Source organism: Bradyrhizobium sp. USDA 3311 (genome assembly GCF_054062495.1).
In genome coordinates, this window is sequence record NZ_JBSSFI010000001.1 from 1,868,305 (window position 1) to 1,885,567 (window position 17,263).

The window sequence follows — 17,263 nt, forward strand, 5'->3', positions numbered from 1 at the left end:
GCGAAAGCCAGGACCCATTACCCCGAGAGCCAGCTGGGCAAAGACCGGCAACCACAAGTCATCGCCAAACCACGCCCTGTGGTAATGGGTCTGGATCAGCGCTCGCTCCGCTCGCTCGTCCGGGACGACAGCGGAGATTGGCGCCGGCCTTCAATTTGTAGCGGCGCGAGAAAGCGCGCCTTAACATTTGCCCGCGTCACCGAACCGCAAGTTGCGACGCCGCAAATTTACCGCCGCTTATCCTTTGCCAATTACCGTGCACACGAGTCGGGAAGCGGGCTGCTTCCGGGCTGCGCCTGGTTTTCCGCGAATGGAATGGGGTGGGGGAATGTCCGTCAAATCCAAGCCGAACACATCGAAACTGCCAACCTTGCGTTTTCGCGCAAAAATCGTCCTCGGCTTCGTGGCGGTGCTGGCCATCCTCGCGGTCAGCATGGCTTTCGCCTATTTCGGCTTCGAGCGGATCCAGGCCGCCGTGGCCTCCTACCGGACCAGCGTGGCGGAAGCGGATCTCGCGCGAACCGTCGACCGCGAGCTGATCGCCTATCAGGGGCTGGCGCGGGCCTATACGTTGACCGGCGCGACAGACGACGAGACCGCGGCCAAGGCGGCCGAAGAGAATCTGAAAGCGGCGATCGCCAAATCGACGTCCGCCACGACCGGCGCCGCGCGCCGCGAGCAGGTCGGCAAGCTCGAGGCGGAGTTCCAGCGCTTTACGAAAGTATTCGGTGAGATCATCACCCTGACGCGCGAGAACAACAAGATCGCGGCCGATGAGCTCAACAGCGTCGGCAACAAGATTCGCTTCAAGTTCGACGACCTTGCCGATACCGCGGCGCTCGCCGGGCTCGCCTCGGTCCAGACCACGGCCAAGGACGTCACCTCGCAATATCTTGCGGTCTCCACCTCTGTCGGCGCCTTCGTCGCCAAGCCCGAACCGAAGACCGCCGACGGCGTGATCGCCCGCATCAAGTTCCTGGAGACCCTCCTGGTCTCGATCTATGCCAACGACCAGAAGATCACCGACCGCGTCACCGAGATCAGCAACCTGCTGAAGCAGTACCGCACCTCCTTTGCCAAGCTGACCGAGAACGTGAAGGTCATCGTCAAGTCGAACGGCGAGATGACCAAGACGGCCGCGTCCATCCTCAAGCTTTCGAGTGAGCTGCGATCGGACCTGACCGCCGATCAGCAGCGCATCGAGGCCAGCGCCAATGCAACGATCGGAGAGACCGAACGGCTGATGCTGATGCTGGCGCTGGGCGGCCTGGCGATCGGCGCCGTGCTCGCCCTGATGCTCGGCAACGGCATCTCGCGTCCGATGATCGCGATGTGCAAGGCGATGCGCGAGCTCGCCTCGGGCAATTTCGACGTCGTGCTGCCGGGCCTCGGCCGCAAGGACGAGATCGGCGAGATGGCCGGCGCGGTCGAGGAGTTCAAGGTTCAGGCCGTCGCCAAGGCCGAGCGCGATGCCGCTGCCAGCGAAGCCCAGAACAAGGAACTGGCCACCGCCCGCCGCTCCGAGCTGATCCGCTTTGCCGACGATTTCGAGAGCGCGGTCGGCGCCATCGTCTCCAACGTCTCGGCCTCGGCCGTGCAGCTCGAATCGGCCGCGTCCACGCTGACCCGTACCGCCGAGACCACGCAGAGCCTGTCGAGCCAGGTCGCCGGCGTCTCGGAGCAGGCCTCCAGCAACATGCAGTCGGTCGCCACCGCGACGGAAGAGCTCTCGGCCTCGGTCGAGGAGATCGGCCGCCAGGTGCGCGATTCCAGCCGCATTGCCGAGGCCGCCGTGGTGCAGGCCAAGGAGACCGACGGCCGCATCGGCAAGCTCTCGCACGCCGCCCAGCAGATCGGCGAAGTGGTCAAGCTCATCACGGCGATCGCCGAGCAGACCAACCTGCTGGCGCTCAATGCCACCATCGAGGCGGCGCGCGCCGGTGAAGCCGGCCGCGGCTTTGCGGTGGTCGCGAGCGAAGTGAAGTCACTGGCCAGCCAGACGGCGAAGGCCACCGACGAGATTTCCTCCCACATCACGGGCATGCAGGGCGCCACCGCCGAGTCGGTCGCCGCGATCAAGGAGATCGGCGCCACCATCGGCCAGATCTCGTCGATCTCGACGTCGATCGCGAGCGCGGTGGAGCAGCAGGGCGCCGCGACGCAGGAGATCGCGCGCAGTGTCCAGACGGTCGCCCAGGGCACCCACGCTGCAGCCACCGACATCGGCGAGGTCAATCGCGGCGCCGCCGAAACCGGCTCGGCCTCGGAGGAGGTGTTGAATTCGGCCAAGACCCTCTCCAGCGAAAGCACCCGCCTCCGCGCCGAGCTCGACCGGTTCATGGGGAACATCCGGGCGGCGTAGCGCTCTCTCCGCTGTCGTCCTGGCGAAAGCCAGGACCCATTATCCCGGGAGCCAGTTGGGCGAAGACCGGCAACCACAAGTCTTCGCCAAACCACGTCCTGTGGTAATGGGTCCTGGATCAGCGCTCGCTCCGCTCGCTTGTCCAGGACGACGGCTGATTTTTCGCTGTGCCGTCTAAGCCTCACGCTCTTCCAAACGCCCACTTCAATTCCACCTTCGCCTGCTCCAGCCGCGCTCGCTGTGTTTTCGGCAGCGTCTTGCCGGCACGGTTGATATAGAACGTCAGCATCGACAGCGCCGAACGATAGGTGCCGGTCTTGCGGCGCGAACTGTGCTCGGCCGAGCGCTTCAGCGAGGCTGCGATCTTCTTCGGACTCGTGAGCGTGAATACGCCGCGCTTGAGATCGAGCGCGTCGCTCTCCTTGGTCACACGTTGCGACCAGCGCTTCGATGTCGCGCGTTTCGCGCTCTTGCGCACGCTGGTCTTCCTGCTGCGCGCAGCTGTTTTGCGAGAATGTGTCGTCTTTCTGACGTGAGCCATGCGTCAACTCCCTGCGGCTCCTTCGGAAACGGACGGCGTTGGAGGCCGTTCCTGCTGGAACCGGCGCTTGCCGCAGACGTTGTCGCAGGTGGCAGGCGGAATGCCGCACCCCGATGATCGGTTCGCCCCTGGCCACATCATGTGAACCGGGGTCGCTTCTATTGGTCAGACCCAGCAACGCGATGGAATTGCAGCAAAGCCAAGCGCTGAATTATGGACCTGCTGTCTCGGTGGTCGCGACCGATCGCATCATCGAGACCAGCATTCCCTCACGTCTCGACGCGCTGCCGTGGAGCGGCTTTCACACCCGGGTCGTGCTGGCGCTCGGCATCACCTGGATCCTCGACGGGCTCGAGGTGACACTCGCCGGTGCGCTTTCCGGCGCGCTGAAGCAAAGTCCCTCGTTGCAATTCTCCAATCTCGATCTCGGCATTGCCAATTCAGCCTATCTCGCCGGCGCGGTGCTCGGCGCGCTCGGTTTCGGTTGGCTGACCGACCGCATCGGCCGCAAGAAACTGTTCTTCATCACGCTCGCGCTTTATCTCTCCGCGACCGCTGCGACCGCACTGTCGTGGGATATCGCGAGCTACGCGCTGTTTCGTTTTCTCACCGGCGCCGGCATCGGCGGCGAATATACCGCGATCAATTCGACCATCCAGGAGCTGGTGCCGGCGCGCTATCGCGGCTGGACCGATCTCGTCATCAACGGCAGCTTCTGGATCGGCGCGGCCATGGGCGCGGTGGCGGCCATCGTTCTGCTGGATCCCGCCTTGATCGGCCCCGATCTCGGCTGGCGCCTCGCTTATCTCATCGGCGCGAGCATCGGCCTCGTCGTGCTGTTGATGCGGATGTGGATCCCGGAAAGTCCGCGCTGGCTGATGATCCACGGGCGGCCCGATCAGGCCCACGCCATCGTCGACGAGATCGAGCGTTCGGTGATCGGACACGACCAGGATGCGAGCGACCGACGCTTCACCAGGATCCGGCTGAAGATGCGCGATCACACGCCGATTCGCGAGGTCATGCACACGCTGTTCACGGTCTATCGCCAGCGCGCGCTGGTCGGCCTCGTCCTGATGGGCGCGCAGGCTTTCTTCTACAACGCCATCTTCTTCACCTTCGCGCTGGTGCTGACCGATTTCTACGGCATCAGCGCCGATCATGTCGGATGGTATCTGCTTCCCTTCGCCGCCGGCAATTTCCTCGGCCCGCTGCTGCTCGGCCGCCTGTTCGACACGCTCGGACGGCGCGCGATGATCATGTTCACCTATGGCGCGTCGGGCCTGCTGTTGGCGCTGTCGGGCTATCTGTTCTCGATCGGGGCGCTCAGTGCGCAAGGACAGACCATCGCCTGGATGGTGATCTTCTTCTTTGCCTCGCCCGCCGCGAGCGCGGCCTATCTCACGGTCAGCGAGACGTTTCCTTTGGAAGTCCGCGCGCTGGCGATCGCGGTGTTTTACGCGGTCGGCACCGGTATTGGCGGCGTCATCGGCCCGGCGCTGTTCGGCGCGCTGATCGACACGGGATCACGCACAAGCGTGTTCGCCGGCTATTTGCTGGGGGCATTCCTCATGATCGCGGCCGCGATCGTGGCGTGGCGCTACGCCGTCTCCGCGGAACGCAAATCGCTCGAACAAATAGCGCGGCCGCTGGCCTTTATGGAGTAGACTATGAAATCGGAATTTGCGGAAATGGCAGTGGACCAGAAGCGCACCATGCCCGTTGACGACGATGTGCCGGAAACGGTGCCGGTGCCGCATGCGCTCGTGCCACATCTCGACGAGACCGCGATCCTGCTCGACATCGACGGCACGCTGCTCGACCTGATGCCGACGCCGCGCGAAGTGTGGGTGCCGCCGGGCCTGTCGGAGACGCTCAAGCGGCTGGTGGAACGCACCTCCGGGGCGTTGGCGCTGGTCAGCGGCCGCTCGCTCAACGACATCGACTTGATCTTCGCGCCCGACGTCTATCGCGCCGTCGCCGGCCACGGCGCGGAGATGCGGCTGTCGGTGGACAATGAAGCGGATGATGTGCACGCGCCGCCGCTGGACAAGGAGTTGAAGCGGCGGCTCGCTGCGATCGCAAAGCTCAGTCCGGGCATTCTGCTCGAGGACAAGGGCTATTCGCTCGCGCTGCACTATCGCCTCGCACCGCATGCGGAGAAGGCGATCTTCGAGGCTGTCTCGCTGATCCGCGCCGATCTGCCCAATGCGCCGATCGAGGTGCTGCCCGGAAAGTTCGTCTGCGAGATCAAGCATTCCGGCTTCACCAAGGCGACCGGCGTGCACGAGTTGATGAAGCACGAACCGTTCAGGGGACGGCGTCCACTGTTCATCGGCGACGACGTCACCGACGAGACCGTGTTCGCGATCATGCCTGACATGAACGGGCTCGCTTTTTCGGTGGGCCGCCGTGCCATGGGTGTGAATGGTCACTTCGATGCGCCGAGCGATGTGCGCGCGTTTCTCGCGCGCCTGCTCGATCCGAGGTGAAACAAAGGCAGCGCCACGCTGCAGACATAAAGGCCGTCGGCGCAGCGCCCTAGCGTGCAGCGATGCATGCCGTGCAATAGTACCAAAATGACTGTCTTTGCAGTAGGTTCCGCAAGCGAAACCAGTTCCAACGTGCGCGCCTGACTTTGGTTTCATTTCGTGGAAATGATGACAGGAACCATATTGATGAACGCCAGTTAAACGGGGTGGAATGAACAGGAGGGGACGACCTGTGAACTTAGTCGTCGTTTCGAATCGTGTTGCGCGCGGCAAACCCAACGAGCCCATGACGGGCGGCTTGGCTGCGGCATTGCTTCCCGTTGTGGAACATTCGGGTGCCATCTGGGTGGGGTCTTCCGGCCGCGTGCGTGACGGCCATCAGAAGGAGCCGTTTGCCGAGATCGAGGCGCTGGGTTCGGGCGCGATTGCGACGCTGGATCTGCCGGCGGCGCATTACGGCGGCTATTACGAAGGTTTTGCCAATTCGGCGTTGTGGCCGGCGCTGCATTCGCGCAGCGATCTGATCCGCGTTTCGCGCGAAGACTATGTCAGCTATCGCGAGGTCAACGCCTTCATGGCGCGCGCCTTGATGCGCTTCCGTAAACCCCGGACCGCATTCTGGGTGCAGGACTATCATTTCCTCGCACTCGGTGCGGAGCTGCGCGATCTCGGCGTCGACGATCCGATCGGCTTCTTCCTGCACACGCCGTGGCCGGTGGCCGCGGTGACGCAGGGCGTACCCAATCATCGCGAACTGATCACGGCGATGCTCGCCTACGATCTCATTGGCTTCCAGACCGAGGAGGATCGCCAGAATTTCCTCGGTTATGTTGCCGGCGAGCTCGGTCTCGTCATCGATGATGGTGTTGTGCTGTCGCAGCACGGCCGCACCCGCTGTGAAGTCTTCCCCATCGGCATCGATGCGGAGAAGTTCGCGCAGTATGCCGCCAAGTCCGCCTCGCATCCGGATGTGTCGCGGCTGCGCCGCAGCCTCAACGGCGAGCGTCTGGCGATCGGTGTCGACCGGCTCGACTATTCCAAGGGCCTCGTCAACCGCATCAGCGCGTTCGACCGGCTCTGGACCGAGCAGCCGCAATTCTTGCGCAGCATCTCGCTGCTCCAGATCGCCAACCCTTCGCGCGGTGCCATCGAGGCCTATGGCAATCTTCAGAACGAGGTCGCGCGTCTCGTCACCGACGTGAACGGCCGCCACGGCGAGGTGGACTGGACGCCGATCCGCTATCTCAACAAGGGCTTCAGCCAGGCCGTGCTCGCGGGCCTCTATCGCACCGCGCAGATCGGTGTGGTGACGCCGCTGCATGACGGCATGAACCTCGTCGCAAAGGAGTATGTCGCCGCGCAGAACCCGGCCGACCCCGGCGTGCTGGTGCTGTCGAAATTCGCCGGCGCGGCGAATGAGCTCGACACGGCGCTGCTGGTCAATCCGCACGACATCGACGCCATGGCGCGCGCGATCGCGATCGCCGCCGCGATGCCGCTCACCGAGCGCAAGATGCGCTGGGACGCGATGATGAAGAAGCTGCGCGGCCACACCATCCAGCAATGGTCCGCCGATTTCGTCGCCGAGCTCGAAAAGTGCCGGATCGAGAAGGCCGCCGTCGCCCCGCTCGCAGCCCAGCCCCCGCAAGCGCTGCGCTGGTTGAAGTCGGCGATCTCGGGCGTGCGGTTGATTTAGCTTCTGATCTTCCCCCCTCCCACGAGGGGGGAAGGAAGAGATCGTCAATAGCAATACGACATGCCATCCAGAATCGCGCACTGCCGCTTGTTCGGCGCGTTGGGATCGTCCAGCGGCACCATGCCCTTGCCCTGGCCGACGAACACGCCGGGCCCGACATGCACCGAGCTCTTGTTGCCGATGATCACGCTCGGATGCGGCGACGAACTCGAGCGCGTCCCGTCCGGCCAGATGATGGCATCGCCCGAAAGCACCCCGCGCCGCCCGTCGTCGCAGCTGACGTCAACCCCTTGGCGGGTGCAGACCTGAGCCAGGGCCGGCCCGGCAAAGGCGGAGCCAAGGGCCGAAATCAGGCCCAGCGCGGCGATGGTCTTGCGGATGGTCATGGCGCCCCCGGTCGTGTTTGGCATTCTCAAGTGAATCGTCGCGCCAAACCCGTCATGGGTTCAGCCTGCAGGCGGTTCCGAAGCAGCCGCCGGCGCCAGATATTGTCGTTTAAATACAACAGCTTACGGAAAATTCACCCGATTTTCCCGCGGTCTCTTGCAAAATCGCCGGCGCCCCTTCAAGAGAGGGCGCTCCGGAGAGATGGCCGAGTGGCTTAAGGCGCACGCTTGGAAAGCGTGTGTGCGGGAAACCGTACCGTGGGTTCGAATCCCACTCTCTCCGCCATTTTCGCCATTTTCTACGCCAAACCACGATTTGGCTCGTTTGAATTCGTTAGCTTGGCCGAATGTACGAAATGGCTGGCCTGACGGAGTCCAATATCATTGTCGCCATCGACAAGGATGAGGGCCTCTCTTCCAACTCGTCGGTTACGGCCAGACCGCGACAGTGAGCAAGTGGTTTCACTTCAGCTCGCGTTGCTAGCCGGTGGCGCAGTCCTTGAGTTGCTGTCGAAGCCATTGATGACCGCGATCGTTATCGAATCGGGCGTGCCAAGTGGCGTGCAGCGTAAAGGGCCTCGTATTGAACGGCAGCGGCAGGGATTGCAGGACATCACGGTAGCGGTTGAGGAAACGCTGCGGAAGAGTGCAAACGAGGTCGGTCGACTGTAGCAAGAGCGGCACGACGCTGTAGTGCTGAACTGACACGGCGACGCAACGCGTCAGCCCGTCCCTCGCCAGGACATCGTCGATGAAGCCGCGAAAGCCGCCGCCTTCTCCCGAAACGATAATATGCTCCAGGCGCGAATACTCTCTCATCGTGGGCCGCCGCAATCCGCGCGGATGATCCTTACGCTGGGCCATCATGAACCGTTCATCGAGCAGCGGCTGGGACGGCATTCCGCTTGGGACCGCATCTTTCGAAACCAGCGCAACGTCGAGATCTCCCGCCTCGAGCTGGCCAGCCAATTTCATCAAATCGATCGAGCGGAAGGCGAACCGGATTCCCGATAAGCCATCCCGTCGCGAGAACGCGACCAGCCGCGATCCAACAATAGCGGTCGCGTTGTCGTTCGCACCGATTGTGAAAGTTCGATCCGATTTCTTCGGGTCGAAGCCAGCTGGTGCACCGATAACATCTTGCAGATTCTGCAGTGCCAGTCGCAGAGGTTCCTTGAGCTCGTTTCCCCGTGGGGTGAGGACCATGCCTTTCCCCGAGGCGGCAGGTGTCAGCAACTGATCCTTGAAGATATCGCGAAGCCTGGCCAGTTGGGCGGAAAGTGCCGGTTGGCTAATGCCAAGCCGCGCTGCCGCACGGGTGATGTTCCTCTCATCGAGCATCACCTTGAGCGATGCGAGCAGAGGCATGTCATGAGCCCTGATATTCATCCGAATTATACCACATATCTCATCTATCGATTTCAAATATCCCATGACGGAGGACATCAAGGCAAGCCGGATCATATGGGCCGCGAAAGCGGACAAGATAGTTGGGGGACAGATGAGGAAGCTGCCAAACGCCGGTCCTGCTGCGGCGGAGCCCACCATCGAGTTGCAGCGAAGGGTCATGATCGCAGCGACCGTCGGTACGGTCATCGAGTGGTACGATTTCTTCATGTATATCTCGGTGGCTTCGGCCATCTCGGTTAATTTCTTCTCGGCCGACAATCCCGTTTGGGCCAATGTCTTCGCGCTTCTCACCTTCGGCACGGGCTATCTCGTTCGGCCGTTTGGAGCGCTGGTGTTCGGTCGCATCGGCGACATGATCGGACGCAAGCAAACCTTTCTCACCACGATCCTGATGATGGGATCTTCAACGGTCGCCGTCGGTCTGGTGCCGAGCTATGCGTCGATCGGCCTGTGGGCGCCTTCGATCTTGATCTTGCTGCGAATGATCCAGGGATTGGCTCTTGGCGGCGAGTATGGCGGTGCTGCGACCTACATCGCAGAGCATGCACCGCAAGGCCGCCGCGGCTGGTTAACGTCCTGGCTGCAAACCTCTGCACCGATCGGCTTCGCTCTCTCGATGCTATCCGTGTATCTCATGCGCTCCAGCATGACGCCCGAGGCATTCAATGACTGGGGCTGGCGGATCTTGTTCATCAGTTCGGTGTTGCCGCTCGCGATCTCGGTCTGGATTCGGTTGAAGCTGCAGGAATCGCCGCTCTTCCTCAAAATGAAGAATGAGGGGACGCTCTCGAAGTCTCCGATCTACGACACGCTCCGGGCGCTGCCGAACCTGAAACGCGTGCTGATCGCGATGTTTGCGATGGTCGTCCCCCAGAGCGTGCTGCTGGTCGGTGCTCAGATCTATTCTCTGGTGTTTCTCACGGGCACGGCCAAGGTCGATCCGCAGATCGCTAGTCTCCTGGTCGGTGCGGCCCTGATGCTGACGCTGCCGGTGATGATCCTCTTCGGCTGGTTGAGCGACCGCTACGGCACCAAGATATTCATCCTGGCTGCCTGCGTCATTGGCACGTTCACCTACCTCCCGCTCTACAAGGCACTCATCTTCTATGCCAACCCTGCGCTCCATGCCGCGCAGGCCGCCGTACCCGTAACCGTCGCGGTGGATTCATCGGAGTGCACCTTCCAATTCAATCCGATCGGAACGGCGAAGTTCACCACAGGGTGCGATATGGCCAAGAACGCCTTGATCCGGTTCGGCGCTCCCTATTTGACCAGGTCCGAAGCAAAAGGGGCGGTCGCGACGGTTTTCGTTGGCAGCAAGCCAATCCCGGTTGGCGCCGCAGGGCAGGCTCCGGATGTTGCGGCGTTCACCGCCAAGTTGAAGCATGCGCTTGAGGAGGCCGGATATCCGAGCCGTGCCGATCCAAGTGCGATGAATTTCGGAATGATCATACTCGTGTTGGCGGCGCTGAGCACGGTTGCCGGCATGATCTTCGGTCCGCTGGCATCGGCGATGACCGATCTGTTTCCGCCCCAGGTGCGTTACACGTCGGTCTCGTTCAGCTATCACGTGGGCAACGGCTATTTCGGCGGCCTCTTGCCGGCGATCGCCGCGGCACTCCAGATCTCCAGCGGCGATATATACGCCGGTCTGTACTACGTGATGGTCATTTCGGCGATCTCGTTCTTTCTCGGCTTGTTCTGGCTGCAATCGGCGCCGGCAGCGGCCAAGGTCGAGTCAGTCGCGACTGCCACGGCCTAGCGGTCACGCTTCAATCTGCACAAGCAAGAAAGTCTGGTTCACATGACCGCAATGCACGCGATCGGCAACGTTGCCATTCGTCAGGTTGTCGAGATCCGAGGTCCGGGTTTCACCCCGGACTTCCTCTTCCCGGATTGGGATCAGTCGGTTCTGGCGAAGCACCGAGCGCTGATGATCCCGGATTGCTTCGACGAGGCGGAGGGGCGCTTCATCGCGAGCATCCACACCTGGATTCTGAAGACGCAGCACCATACGATCCTGATCGACAGCTGCGCAGGCAACGACAAGAACCGTCCGATGCTGCCGCGCTTTCATCAGTTGAATCTGCCTTTCCTCGCCCGGCTGGCGGAAGCCGGCGTCTCACCTGAACAGGTCGACTATGTCTGCTGTACCCACCTGCACGCGGATCATTGCGGCTGGAACACGCGACTCCTCAACGGCTGCTGGGTGCCGACATTCCCGAATGCCAAGTACGTCTTCTCCAAGGCCGAATACGATCATTGGTCCGGCCCGGCTGGCAAGGAAGGCTTCAGCGCCGGCGTATTCGAGGACAGCGTTCTTCCTGTTATCCAGAGCGGACAGGCCGAGATCGTCGATGGCGAGGCTGCGATCGGGGACGGTCTTACGTTCCATCCGACCCCGGGGCACAGCCCTGGTCACGTCGCTATCCAGCTTTCTGACCAGGGACAGAAGGCGCTCTTCAGCGGCGACATCATGCATCAGCCGCTTCAGATCTATCGTCCGGACTGGAACAGCGCGTTTTGTGAGGACGCGGAGCGCGCACGCGCATCGCGCCGCTGGCTTCTCGAACGGGCTGCGGAAGATCGCTCGACCGTTTTCACGGCTCATTTCGCCAACACGTCAGCCGGACACGTCACACGTAGCGGCGACAGGTTCGACTGGCGGTTCGTGTAACCTGAGGGGATACCGAGATGCATAAATCGATTACCGACGCCATCATCAGCGAAGAGATGATGATCCCGAGCGACACCGCAGGGATCGAACTCTTCGTTCGCAACAAGCGACGGTCCGACTTGGTCCGGTTCTCTGCCGACAAGACGGTCTTGTTCGTCGCGGGATCGACCTATCCGGCGTCGACTTCGTTCGACCTTCGCCTGGACGGCTTGTCCTGGATGGATCATCTGGCCCAGGAGGGCTATGACGTCTATCTCGTCGATGTCCGCGGCTATGGTGGGTCGACCCGTCCCCCTGAAATGGAAGAACCGGCGTCCAACAATCAGCCAATCGTGCGCACACCCGTCGCTGTGCGTGACGTCGGCAGTGCTGCTACGTTTATCCGGTCGCGGCGAGGGGTCGACAAGATCAACCTGATCGGGTGGTCGTGGGGGACGACGCTGATGTCACGCTACGCCTCGGAGAACCTGGCGCACGTCAACAAGCTTGTTCTGATCGCACCGCAGTGGCTCCGGACGACCCCGAGCGCGGCTGATTCCGGCGGCGCCCTCGGCGCCTATCGCGTCGTCGAGCGCTCGGCGGCCAAGAGCCGTTGGCTGAACGGCGTTCCCGATGACAAGAAGGACGCGATATTGCCGCCGGCCTGGTTCGATGCGTGGGCGGAGGCAACTTTTGCTAAAACAGGACTCGGGCCGGACAAGCTGCGGGCGCCGAACGGAACGGTTCAGGACAGCCGAGAATATTGGGCATCTGGCAAGCCGCTTTATGATCCTTCCTCGCTCACGGTGCCGGTCCTGATCGTCCATGCCGACCTGGATCGCGACTGCCCAATGGATATGGCGCAAACGGTGTTCAGCAAGCTCTCGGCGGCGCCATATCGCCGCTGGATCGAGATCGGCGAGGGCACGCACTCGGTATTCATGGAGAAAAATCGCTGGCAGGTCTTCGCTGCTGTCGACGGTTTTCTTGGGGAACGGCCTGCAGCCTAAAGAGGGCATGCCGCGATTGCCCAGCTCCCGAAATGGCAAGCATGGCGACTCGTCCTCTCAGGCGCCGTAAAGGCGCAAATTTCCATCATTGGTGATCAGCCGGACCTGCACATCTGGCCGCGTGGCCGCTATGTCGCCAATCTGCGACGCAGGCATCAGGCTAAAGGCGGTCGAAAGCGCATCCGCCTCGGTGGCGGTCGGCGCAATGACGCTGACGGTCCGATAGAGCGCAGGGCTCCGTCCCGTCCGGGGATCGAATAGATGCGTGAACCGGCCCGCCGGATCGAAGCGGAAGCCCGCGCCCGCGGTGGTCGCGACCGCCCGATCAATGAGGTCGATGGTTTCCGTGAGCGCGCCGGCTCGGTCCGGATCGGAAAGGCCGACGCGCCACGGCGTCCCGTCCGCGCGCGCTCCGAGCGCGCGTATCTCTCCCATGTTGACGAGGGTCGTCGACAACCCGCGGGCGCGCAAGACATCCACGACACGGTCGGTGGCGTATCCTTGGGCGATGCCGTTCAGGGTGATCGCAGCGCCATGTCTGAGGAGCGCCACAAGCTTTTCGCTTACGCGCAGGCCGCTGCTGCCCACCTTCGCGAGCGCCTCCGCCAGCTTCCCGGCCGGCGGACCGCCGGGATCCGGATTCTCCGACGAAAAGTGTGCGGCATAGAGCTGCCAGAGCGGCTGGACGGTGGGATCGAAGGTGCCGCCGGTAAGGTCGGAGAATTGCAGCGAGGCCTTGAGCAGCGCGACCATGTCGGGCTCCGGTGCGACAAGGATGCCACTCCGGTTCAGGGCACAAATGGCGGAATCCGCCCGGTACAGGCTGAACTGCCCTTCGAGTCGTCTTACCTCAGCCAGGCAATCCTGGATGATCCTTTCCGCCTCCTCCCGATCGGGATGGAAGATATCGATCGACACCTGCGCGCCGAGCGCCGATCCGCGCCAACGCACTGCCCCGGTCGAGGACGCGTGTCCGCCGCCGGAAAGAAACGCCGAGCTTGCGGTCGCGGCTGCGATGGTGATCATGCGCCGGCGCGTGAGATTTGCTGGTGCCATCGGAAGCCTCGTCAGTTGGTCCGGGCGCTGGGGCGTTCATGCCCGGTTTGATCGACGGCGGCGCTGTCGCTGCCGAGCACGTAGCCGCTCGGAACGTCCGCAAACGTGACGACCTTGCCGCCATTGGCGGCGGTGAAGGCGTCCGCCGCGGCACGATTGCCGAAAGGCACAGCCTCGGCGGCCCCCATTCCGCCCTGCTTGCGGCTCTCGATGACGAAGAACGCCTTTTTGGCGTCGATCCAGTTGGTCGCTCCCGGCTCCTCCCAACTGGGCGCGCGCGCCATGTCGGACACGTAGATCGCGCGGATGTCACGGGGCTGATCCGGCATCAGAGTGAAGGCCACGGTGTCGCGCACCGAGGTGAACCAGTACGGGTCGATGCGGCTCGCCGTGATGATCTGCCCTTTGGGGCCAGGGTGTTCGAGCACGTTCATGCCGCAGAAGACCCCCATTGCATCGCTGTTGAGCGCCGCGGGCGGCGGCATGACGGCATCGCTTCCGTCCCGATTGCAGCCGGCGAGGACCAGCGCGACGATCATGCACAGAATCCGCAGGATCATAGCTCCCTCCGAGCGAAGAAGGCGGCCGCAAGCCCGAGCGGCGCGACGACCCAGGCGGTCAGTCCCGTCAACAGCGCGCCGACGCTGGTCGTCGCGGTGCCGGCGAGCCCTGCCATCCCGGAAAACTGGCTGACGTTAAAGCCGGTCAGGTTCGTCATCCGGTACAGGTCCGTCGGATTGAGGAACAGCAGCGCTTCGAGAACGGGTGCGGAGACGATGTTCCCCTGATCGACGACCAGCACGCCGAGCAGTGCCATGTCGAATACCAGCACCATCAGCAGCCAGACTCCCACCGAGATGCCGGCGGCGGTGCCGCGGTCCCGGACCAGACTGCTGATCAGATATCCGACCGCGACAAAGACCGCCCCGAGCATGACCGAGGTTCCGAGCATCGAGGCGAAGGCATACCAGCTCGCGGCGAGCACGGAGGCGCCCGTCGTCGCGAGGGCGGCGGCCGCGGCGCCGTAACCGATCACGGTCGCGAAGGCGAGGATCAGGACGTGGCCGCAGAATTTGCCGAGGATCACCTGGCCTCGGCCCACCGGATAACTCAGGAGCAGCGTCATGGTGCCGCGTTCCATCTCGCCGACCACGGCGTCGTGCGAGATCAAGAGGGCGATCAGCGGAAGCAGGAAGATCGTCAGGCTCGACAGGCTGACGACGACGACGTCGAGCGCCCCCGCGCCGACATTGCCGGTGGGTGCGCTTCCCAGGAACGTCAGCGACAAGGCCAGCGCGGCCAAAAGGAGCGTGGTTGCCAGGACCCAGCGGTTCCGCAACCCTTCCTGGATCTCCTTGGCGGCTATGATGACGATCGTTCTCACGCAGCACTCTCCTGCGAATTTAGGAAATGCGCATAGAGCTCATCGAGGGTCGGCGCCGCGATCTCGATGTTGATGACGCCGGGATCACTGGCCGCAGCGCGCAGCACGTCCATTTTGCGCGCCTCGTCGGGCACCAGCAGCATGCGTCCGCGCGGGGTCGCGACACTTGCACCGTTCATCCACGCTGCGGGAACGCCGGCGCCGGGCGCAAAGTCGACCGAAACGCGGATCGGGAGTTGCGAGATCGAGCGCAGTTCCGACAGGGTGCCCTGCGCGGCGAGGAGCCCGCGGTTCATGATGAGGACATGCTCGGCGCGATCCTCGAGTTCGTTCAGCGCGTGGGACGAGATCAGCACAGTGGCGCCGTCGTCGCGGAGTTCGTTCAGGATCTCATAGAAGGTCTGCCGTAGCGCGGGATCCAGTCCCGTCGTCGGCTCGTCGAGCAGGAGCACCCGGGGCCGGCCGAGCAGCGCCTGCGCCAATCCGAGGCGCTGGCGCATGCCCTTCGAATAGGTCCCGACCCGGCGGTCGGCCGCATCGGTCAGTCCGACGCGATCGAGAAAGGCCCACGCTTTCGACGGTTTGACGTGTTTCAGCCGCGCGTAAAATGTCAGCGTTTCTCGCCCGGTGAGTGCTGCGTTGAAGGCAACATTTTCCGGAAGATATCCAAGCTGCCGTCGTGCCGAAAATTCACCGGCGGCCGGATCCTCGTCGAGCACGCGGATGGAGCCCTGATCCGGACGGATCAATCCCAGCATCAGCTTGATCAGTGTGGTCTTGCCGGCGCCGTTGTGGCCGACCAGCGCGCTGAGCCGCCCCGGGGCGAGATCGAACGAGACGTCGCGCAGTGCGCGCACCGTGCGGTAGTTCTTCACGACACGAGTAACGGAAACGGTAGCGCTCATCTTCCGCCCTCCTTGCCCGACGGCCGCGGGGGTGGAGCGATCAAGGGGTGGCTGTCGATGACGCCGCCCGGGTAGAGCGCCGGAAACTGAGCCTGGGCCCACCGCAGCACTTGCACCGCAGGGCTGTTGATCAGCACCTTGGCGGAGGGTGCCGTCCACAGCACCCGATCGACGAGATCGTTGGGTCGGTAGGCGGTGTCGGCGATGCCGTCACCGTCGAGATCGAAGGCGGGATTGTCGCTCCAATAATTGCCCCGGCCGCCCTTGGACCAGTCGAGGTTGCGCGTACCGACATATTTGACCTGGTTCCGATTGCCGACGAAGGCGTTTCCGGTGATCTCGTTGCCTTCGGATCCGGCCGTGAAATGAACGCCGATGGCGCAGCGTTCGAACCAGTTGTTCCGGAACCGGTTGTGGTTCGTGTTGTAGATGAACACGCACTTCTCCGGGCCGCTTCGCAAGCTCTGCTCGCGCTTCGTGTCCGGGATCATGCCTCGCTCGTCGTCCGGCCCCTCTTCGCTCCCGACGGACACCGTATCCAATAGTCCGCCCGTCACCCTGTTTCCGTCGATCTCGGCGTAGTTGGCGTAGTTGAACAGGAGGCCGTGATCGCGATCGCGATCGGAGATGTTGTCGCGGATGATCAGCCGGTTCGAGTACATGATGGCGTAGCCGACATGATTTCCGATCGAGACGTTGCCGCTGACTTCGCTGTCGTTGGTGTACATGTAGTGGACCGCGAAGCGGACCTGTTCGAAGCGGTTGCCGACGAAGCGGTCCTTGCGGCTGGAAATGGTAAAGATACCGTCGCGGCCATAGCGGAAGGTGTTGTCCGCAATGGTGACTTCGGGAGCGTTCCAGAGCGAGACGCCGTTGCCGGCCTCGCTGAGGCGATGGCCGCGAAGCCCTTCGATCAAGTTGTTGGCCACCCGCGATCCGGTCGCTCCGTGCACGTAGACGCCGAACAGGTTTCCCACCAGGCGGTTGTTCTCGATGGTCGCGCGTTCGGCGGTCTTCTGGAGAAAGACCCCGGAATTCATCGCCTGCAGGTCGCGCCCCGACCCCCGGATGGTCACGCCGCGGACCGTTACATCGGGCGCGGTCACCGTGACGACGTTGCCGGAGCCCCCGCCGTCCAGCACGGCGCCGGGACGTCCGGTCAGGGCAAGAGGGCGATCGATGCGGATCGAGCCGTTGTAGTCCCCTGGAGCGAGTTCGACGACGTCACCGTCGCGGGCACGATCCAGCAACGCCTGCAGCGGTTGCCCCGGCACAGCAGTCAGCGTCTCCGCGCTGGCGAAGCCGGACAATCCGGCGGCGACGAGCGCCGCCGGAAGCATGCGTGACGGAAGACGCACGGTGTCG

At 63.2% G+C, this 17,263-nt stretch carries 15 protein-coding genes and 1 tRNA gene; 8 read left to right on the forward strand and 8 right to left on the reverse strand.

Annotation, left to right across the window (positions count from 1 at the left end; translation table 11 throughout):
- Nucleotides 1-328: 328 nt before the first annotated feature.
- Nucleotides 329-2,362, forward strand: coding sequence for a methyl-accepting chemotaxis protein (locus ACVWW6_RS08830; protein WP_456680540.1), 2,034 nt, complete (start codon nucleotides 329-331; stop codon nucleotides 2,360-2,362).
- Between the two features lie 181 nt (nucleotides 2,363-2,543).
- On the opposite strand, the gene ACVWW6_RS08835 is transcribed toward ACVWW6_RS08830, so the two are convergent.
- Nucleotides 2,544-2,903, reverse strand: coding sequence for a DUF3175 domain-containing protein (locus tag ACVWW6_RS08835; RefSeq protein ID WP_456680541.1), 360 nt, complete (start codon nucleotides 2,901-2,903; stop codon nucleotides 2,544-2,546).
- 182 nt (nucleotides 2,904-3,085) lie between these two features.
- On the opposite strand from ACVWW6_RS08835, the gene ACVWW6_RS08840 reads away from it, so the two are divergent.
- The 3 genes from ACVWW6_RS08840 to ACVWW6_RS08850 all read left to right on the forward strand — a co-directional run bounded on the left by ACVWW6_RS08840 (nucleotide 3,086) and on the right by ACVWW6_RS08850 (nucleotide 7,091).
- On the forward strand, nucleotides 3,086-4,570 hold the full coding sequence (locus tag ACVWW6_RS08840; protein ID WP_404525135.1) for an MFS transporter: 1,485 nt from the start codon (nucleotides 3,086-3,088) through the stop codon (nucleotides 4,568-4,570).
- Nucleotides 4,571-4,573: 3 nt separating this feature from the next.
- Nucleotides 4,574-5,395: a trehalose-phosphatase gene (gene otsB, locus ACVWW6_RS08845; RefSeq protein WP_456680542.1), complete on the forward strand. Its 822-nt coding sequence runs from the start codon at nucleotides 4,574-4,576 to the stop codon at nucleotides 5,393-5,395.
- A 232-nt stretch (nucleotides 5,396-5,627) separates the two neighbouring features.
- Entirely contained in the window at nucleotides 5,628-7,091 is a 1,464-nt protein-coding gene (locus tag ACVWW6_RS08850) for a trehalose-6-phosphate synthase (protein ID WP_028175323.1), read from the forward strand.
- Nucleotides 7,092-7,135: 44 nt separating this feature from the next.
- Here ACVWW6_RS08850 and ACVWW6_RS08855 read toward each other — a convergent pair whose 3' ends face one another.
- Nucleotides 7,136-7,477 (reverse strand): hypothetical protein, encoded by a 342-nt coding sequence (locus ACVWW6_RS08855; RefSeq protein WP_456680543.1) that lies wholly within the window; start codon nucleotides 7,475-7,477, stop codon nucleotides 7,136-7,138.
- Between the two features lie 196 nt (nucleotides 7,478-7,673).
- Here ACVWW6_RS08855 and ACVWW6_RS08860 point away from each other — a divergent pair.
- A tRNA-Ser gene (locus ACVWW6_RS08860) sits at nucleotides 7,674-7,763 on the forward strand.
- 194 nt (nucleotides 7,764-7,957) lie between these two features.
- Here ACVWW6_RS08860 and ACVWW6_RS08865 read toward each other — a convergent pair.
- Nucleotides 7,958-9,094 (reverse strand): LysR family transcriptional regulator, encoded by a 1,137-nt coding sequence (locus ACVWW6_RS08865; protein ID WP_456680544.1) that lies wholly within the window; start codon nucleotides 9,092-9,094, stop codon nucleotides 7,958-7,960.
- On the opposite strand from ACVWW6_RS08865, the gene ACVWW6_RS08870 reads away from it, so the two are divergent.
- Genes ACVWW6_RS08870 through ACVWW6_RS08880 form a run of 3 tightly spaced genes read left to right on the forward strand, consistent with a single transcriptional unit; the run spans nucleotide 9,045 to nucleotide 12,553 of the window.
- Nucleotides 9,045-10,649 carry an MFS transporter gene (locus ACVWW6_RS08870; protein ID WP_456680545.1) on the forward strand — a complete coding sequence of 535 codons (1,605 nt, stop codon included), beginning with the start codon at nucleotides 9,045-9,047 and terminating at the stop codon, nucleotides 10,647-10,649. The genes ACVWW6_RS08865 and ACVWW6_RS08870 overlap by 50 nt on opposite strands.
- A gap of 42 nt (nucleotides 10,650-10,691) precedes the next feature.
- Nucleotides 10,692-11,564: an MBL fold metallo-hydrolase gene (locus ACVWW6_RS08875; RefSeq protein WP_456680546.1), complete on the forward strand. Its 873-nt coding sequence runs from the start codon at nucleotides 10,692-10,694 to the stop codon at nucleotides 11,562-11,564.
- 17 nt (nucleotides 11,565-11,581) lie between these two features.
- Entirely contained in the window at nucleotides 11,582-12,553 is a 972-nt protein-coding gene (locus ACVWW6_RS08880; RefSeq protein ID WP_304549485.1) for an alpha/beta hydrolase, read from the forward strand.
- Between the two features lie 57 nt (nucleotides 12,554-12,610).
- Here ACVWW6_RS08880 and ACVWW6_RS08885 read toward each other — a convergent pair whose 3' ends face one another.
- The 5 genes from ACVWW6_RS08885 to ACVWW6_RS08905 are packed head-to-tail and all read right to left on the reverse strand — an operon-like array spanning nucleotide 12,611 to nucleotide 17,238.
- Entirely contained in the window at nucleotides 12,611-13,609 is a 999-nt protein-coding gene (locus ACVWW6_RS08885) for an FAD:protein FMN transferase (RefSeq protein WP_456680547.1), read from the reverse strand.
- An 11-nt stretch (nucleotides 13,610-13,620) separates the two neighbouring features.
- The gene (locus ACVWW6_RS08890; protein WP_011083151.1) at nucleotides 13,621-14,169 is read right to left on the reverse strand and encodes a nitrous oxide reductase accessory protein NosL; all 549 of its coding nucleotides are present in this window, start codon (nucleotides 14,167-14,169) and stop codon (nucleotides 13,621-13,623) included.
- Nucleotides 14,166-14,993, reverse strand: coding sequence for an ABC transporter permease subunit (locus tag ACVWW6_RS08895; RefSeq protein WP_011083150.1), 828 nt, complete (start codon nucleotides 14,991-14,993; stop codon nucleotides 14,166-14,168). Before ACVWW6_RS08895 ends, ACVWW6_RS08890 begins: the two co-directional genes overlap by 4 nt.
- Nucleotides 14,990-15,898: an ABC transporter ATP-binding protein gene (locus ACVWW6_RS08900; RefSeq protein ID WP_456680548.1), complete on the reverse strand. Its 909-nt coding sequence runs from the start codon at nucleotides 15,896-15,898 to the stop codon at nucleotides 14,990-14,992. Before ACVWW6_RS08900 ends, ACVWW6_RS08895 begins: the two co-directional genes overlap by 4 nt.
- Nucleotides 15,895-17,238, reverse strand: coding sequence for a nitrous oxide reductase family maturation protein NosD (locus tag ACVWW6_RS08905; RefSeq protein WP_039186341.1), 1,344 nt, complete (start codon nucleotides 17,236-17,238; stop codon nucleotides 15,895-15,897). The genes ACVWW6_RS08900 and ACVWW6_RS08905 overlap by 4 nt, the downstream gene beginning before the upstream one ends.
- Nucleotides 17,239-17,263 lie beyond the last annotated feature (25 nt).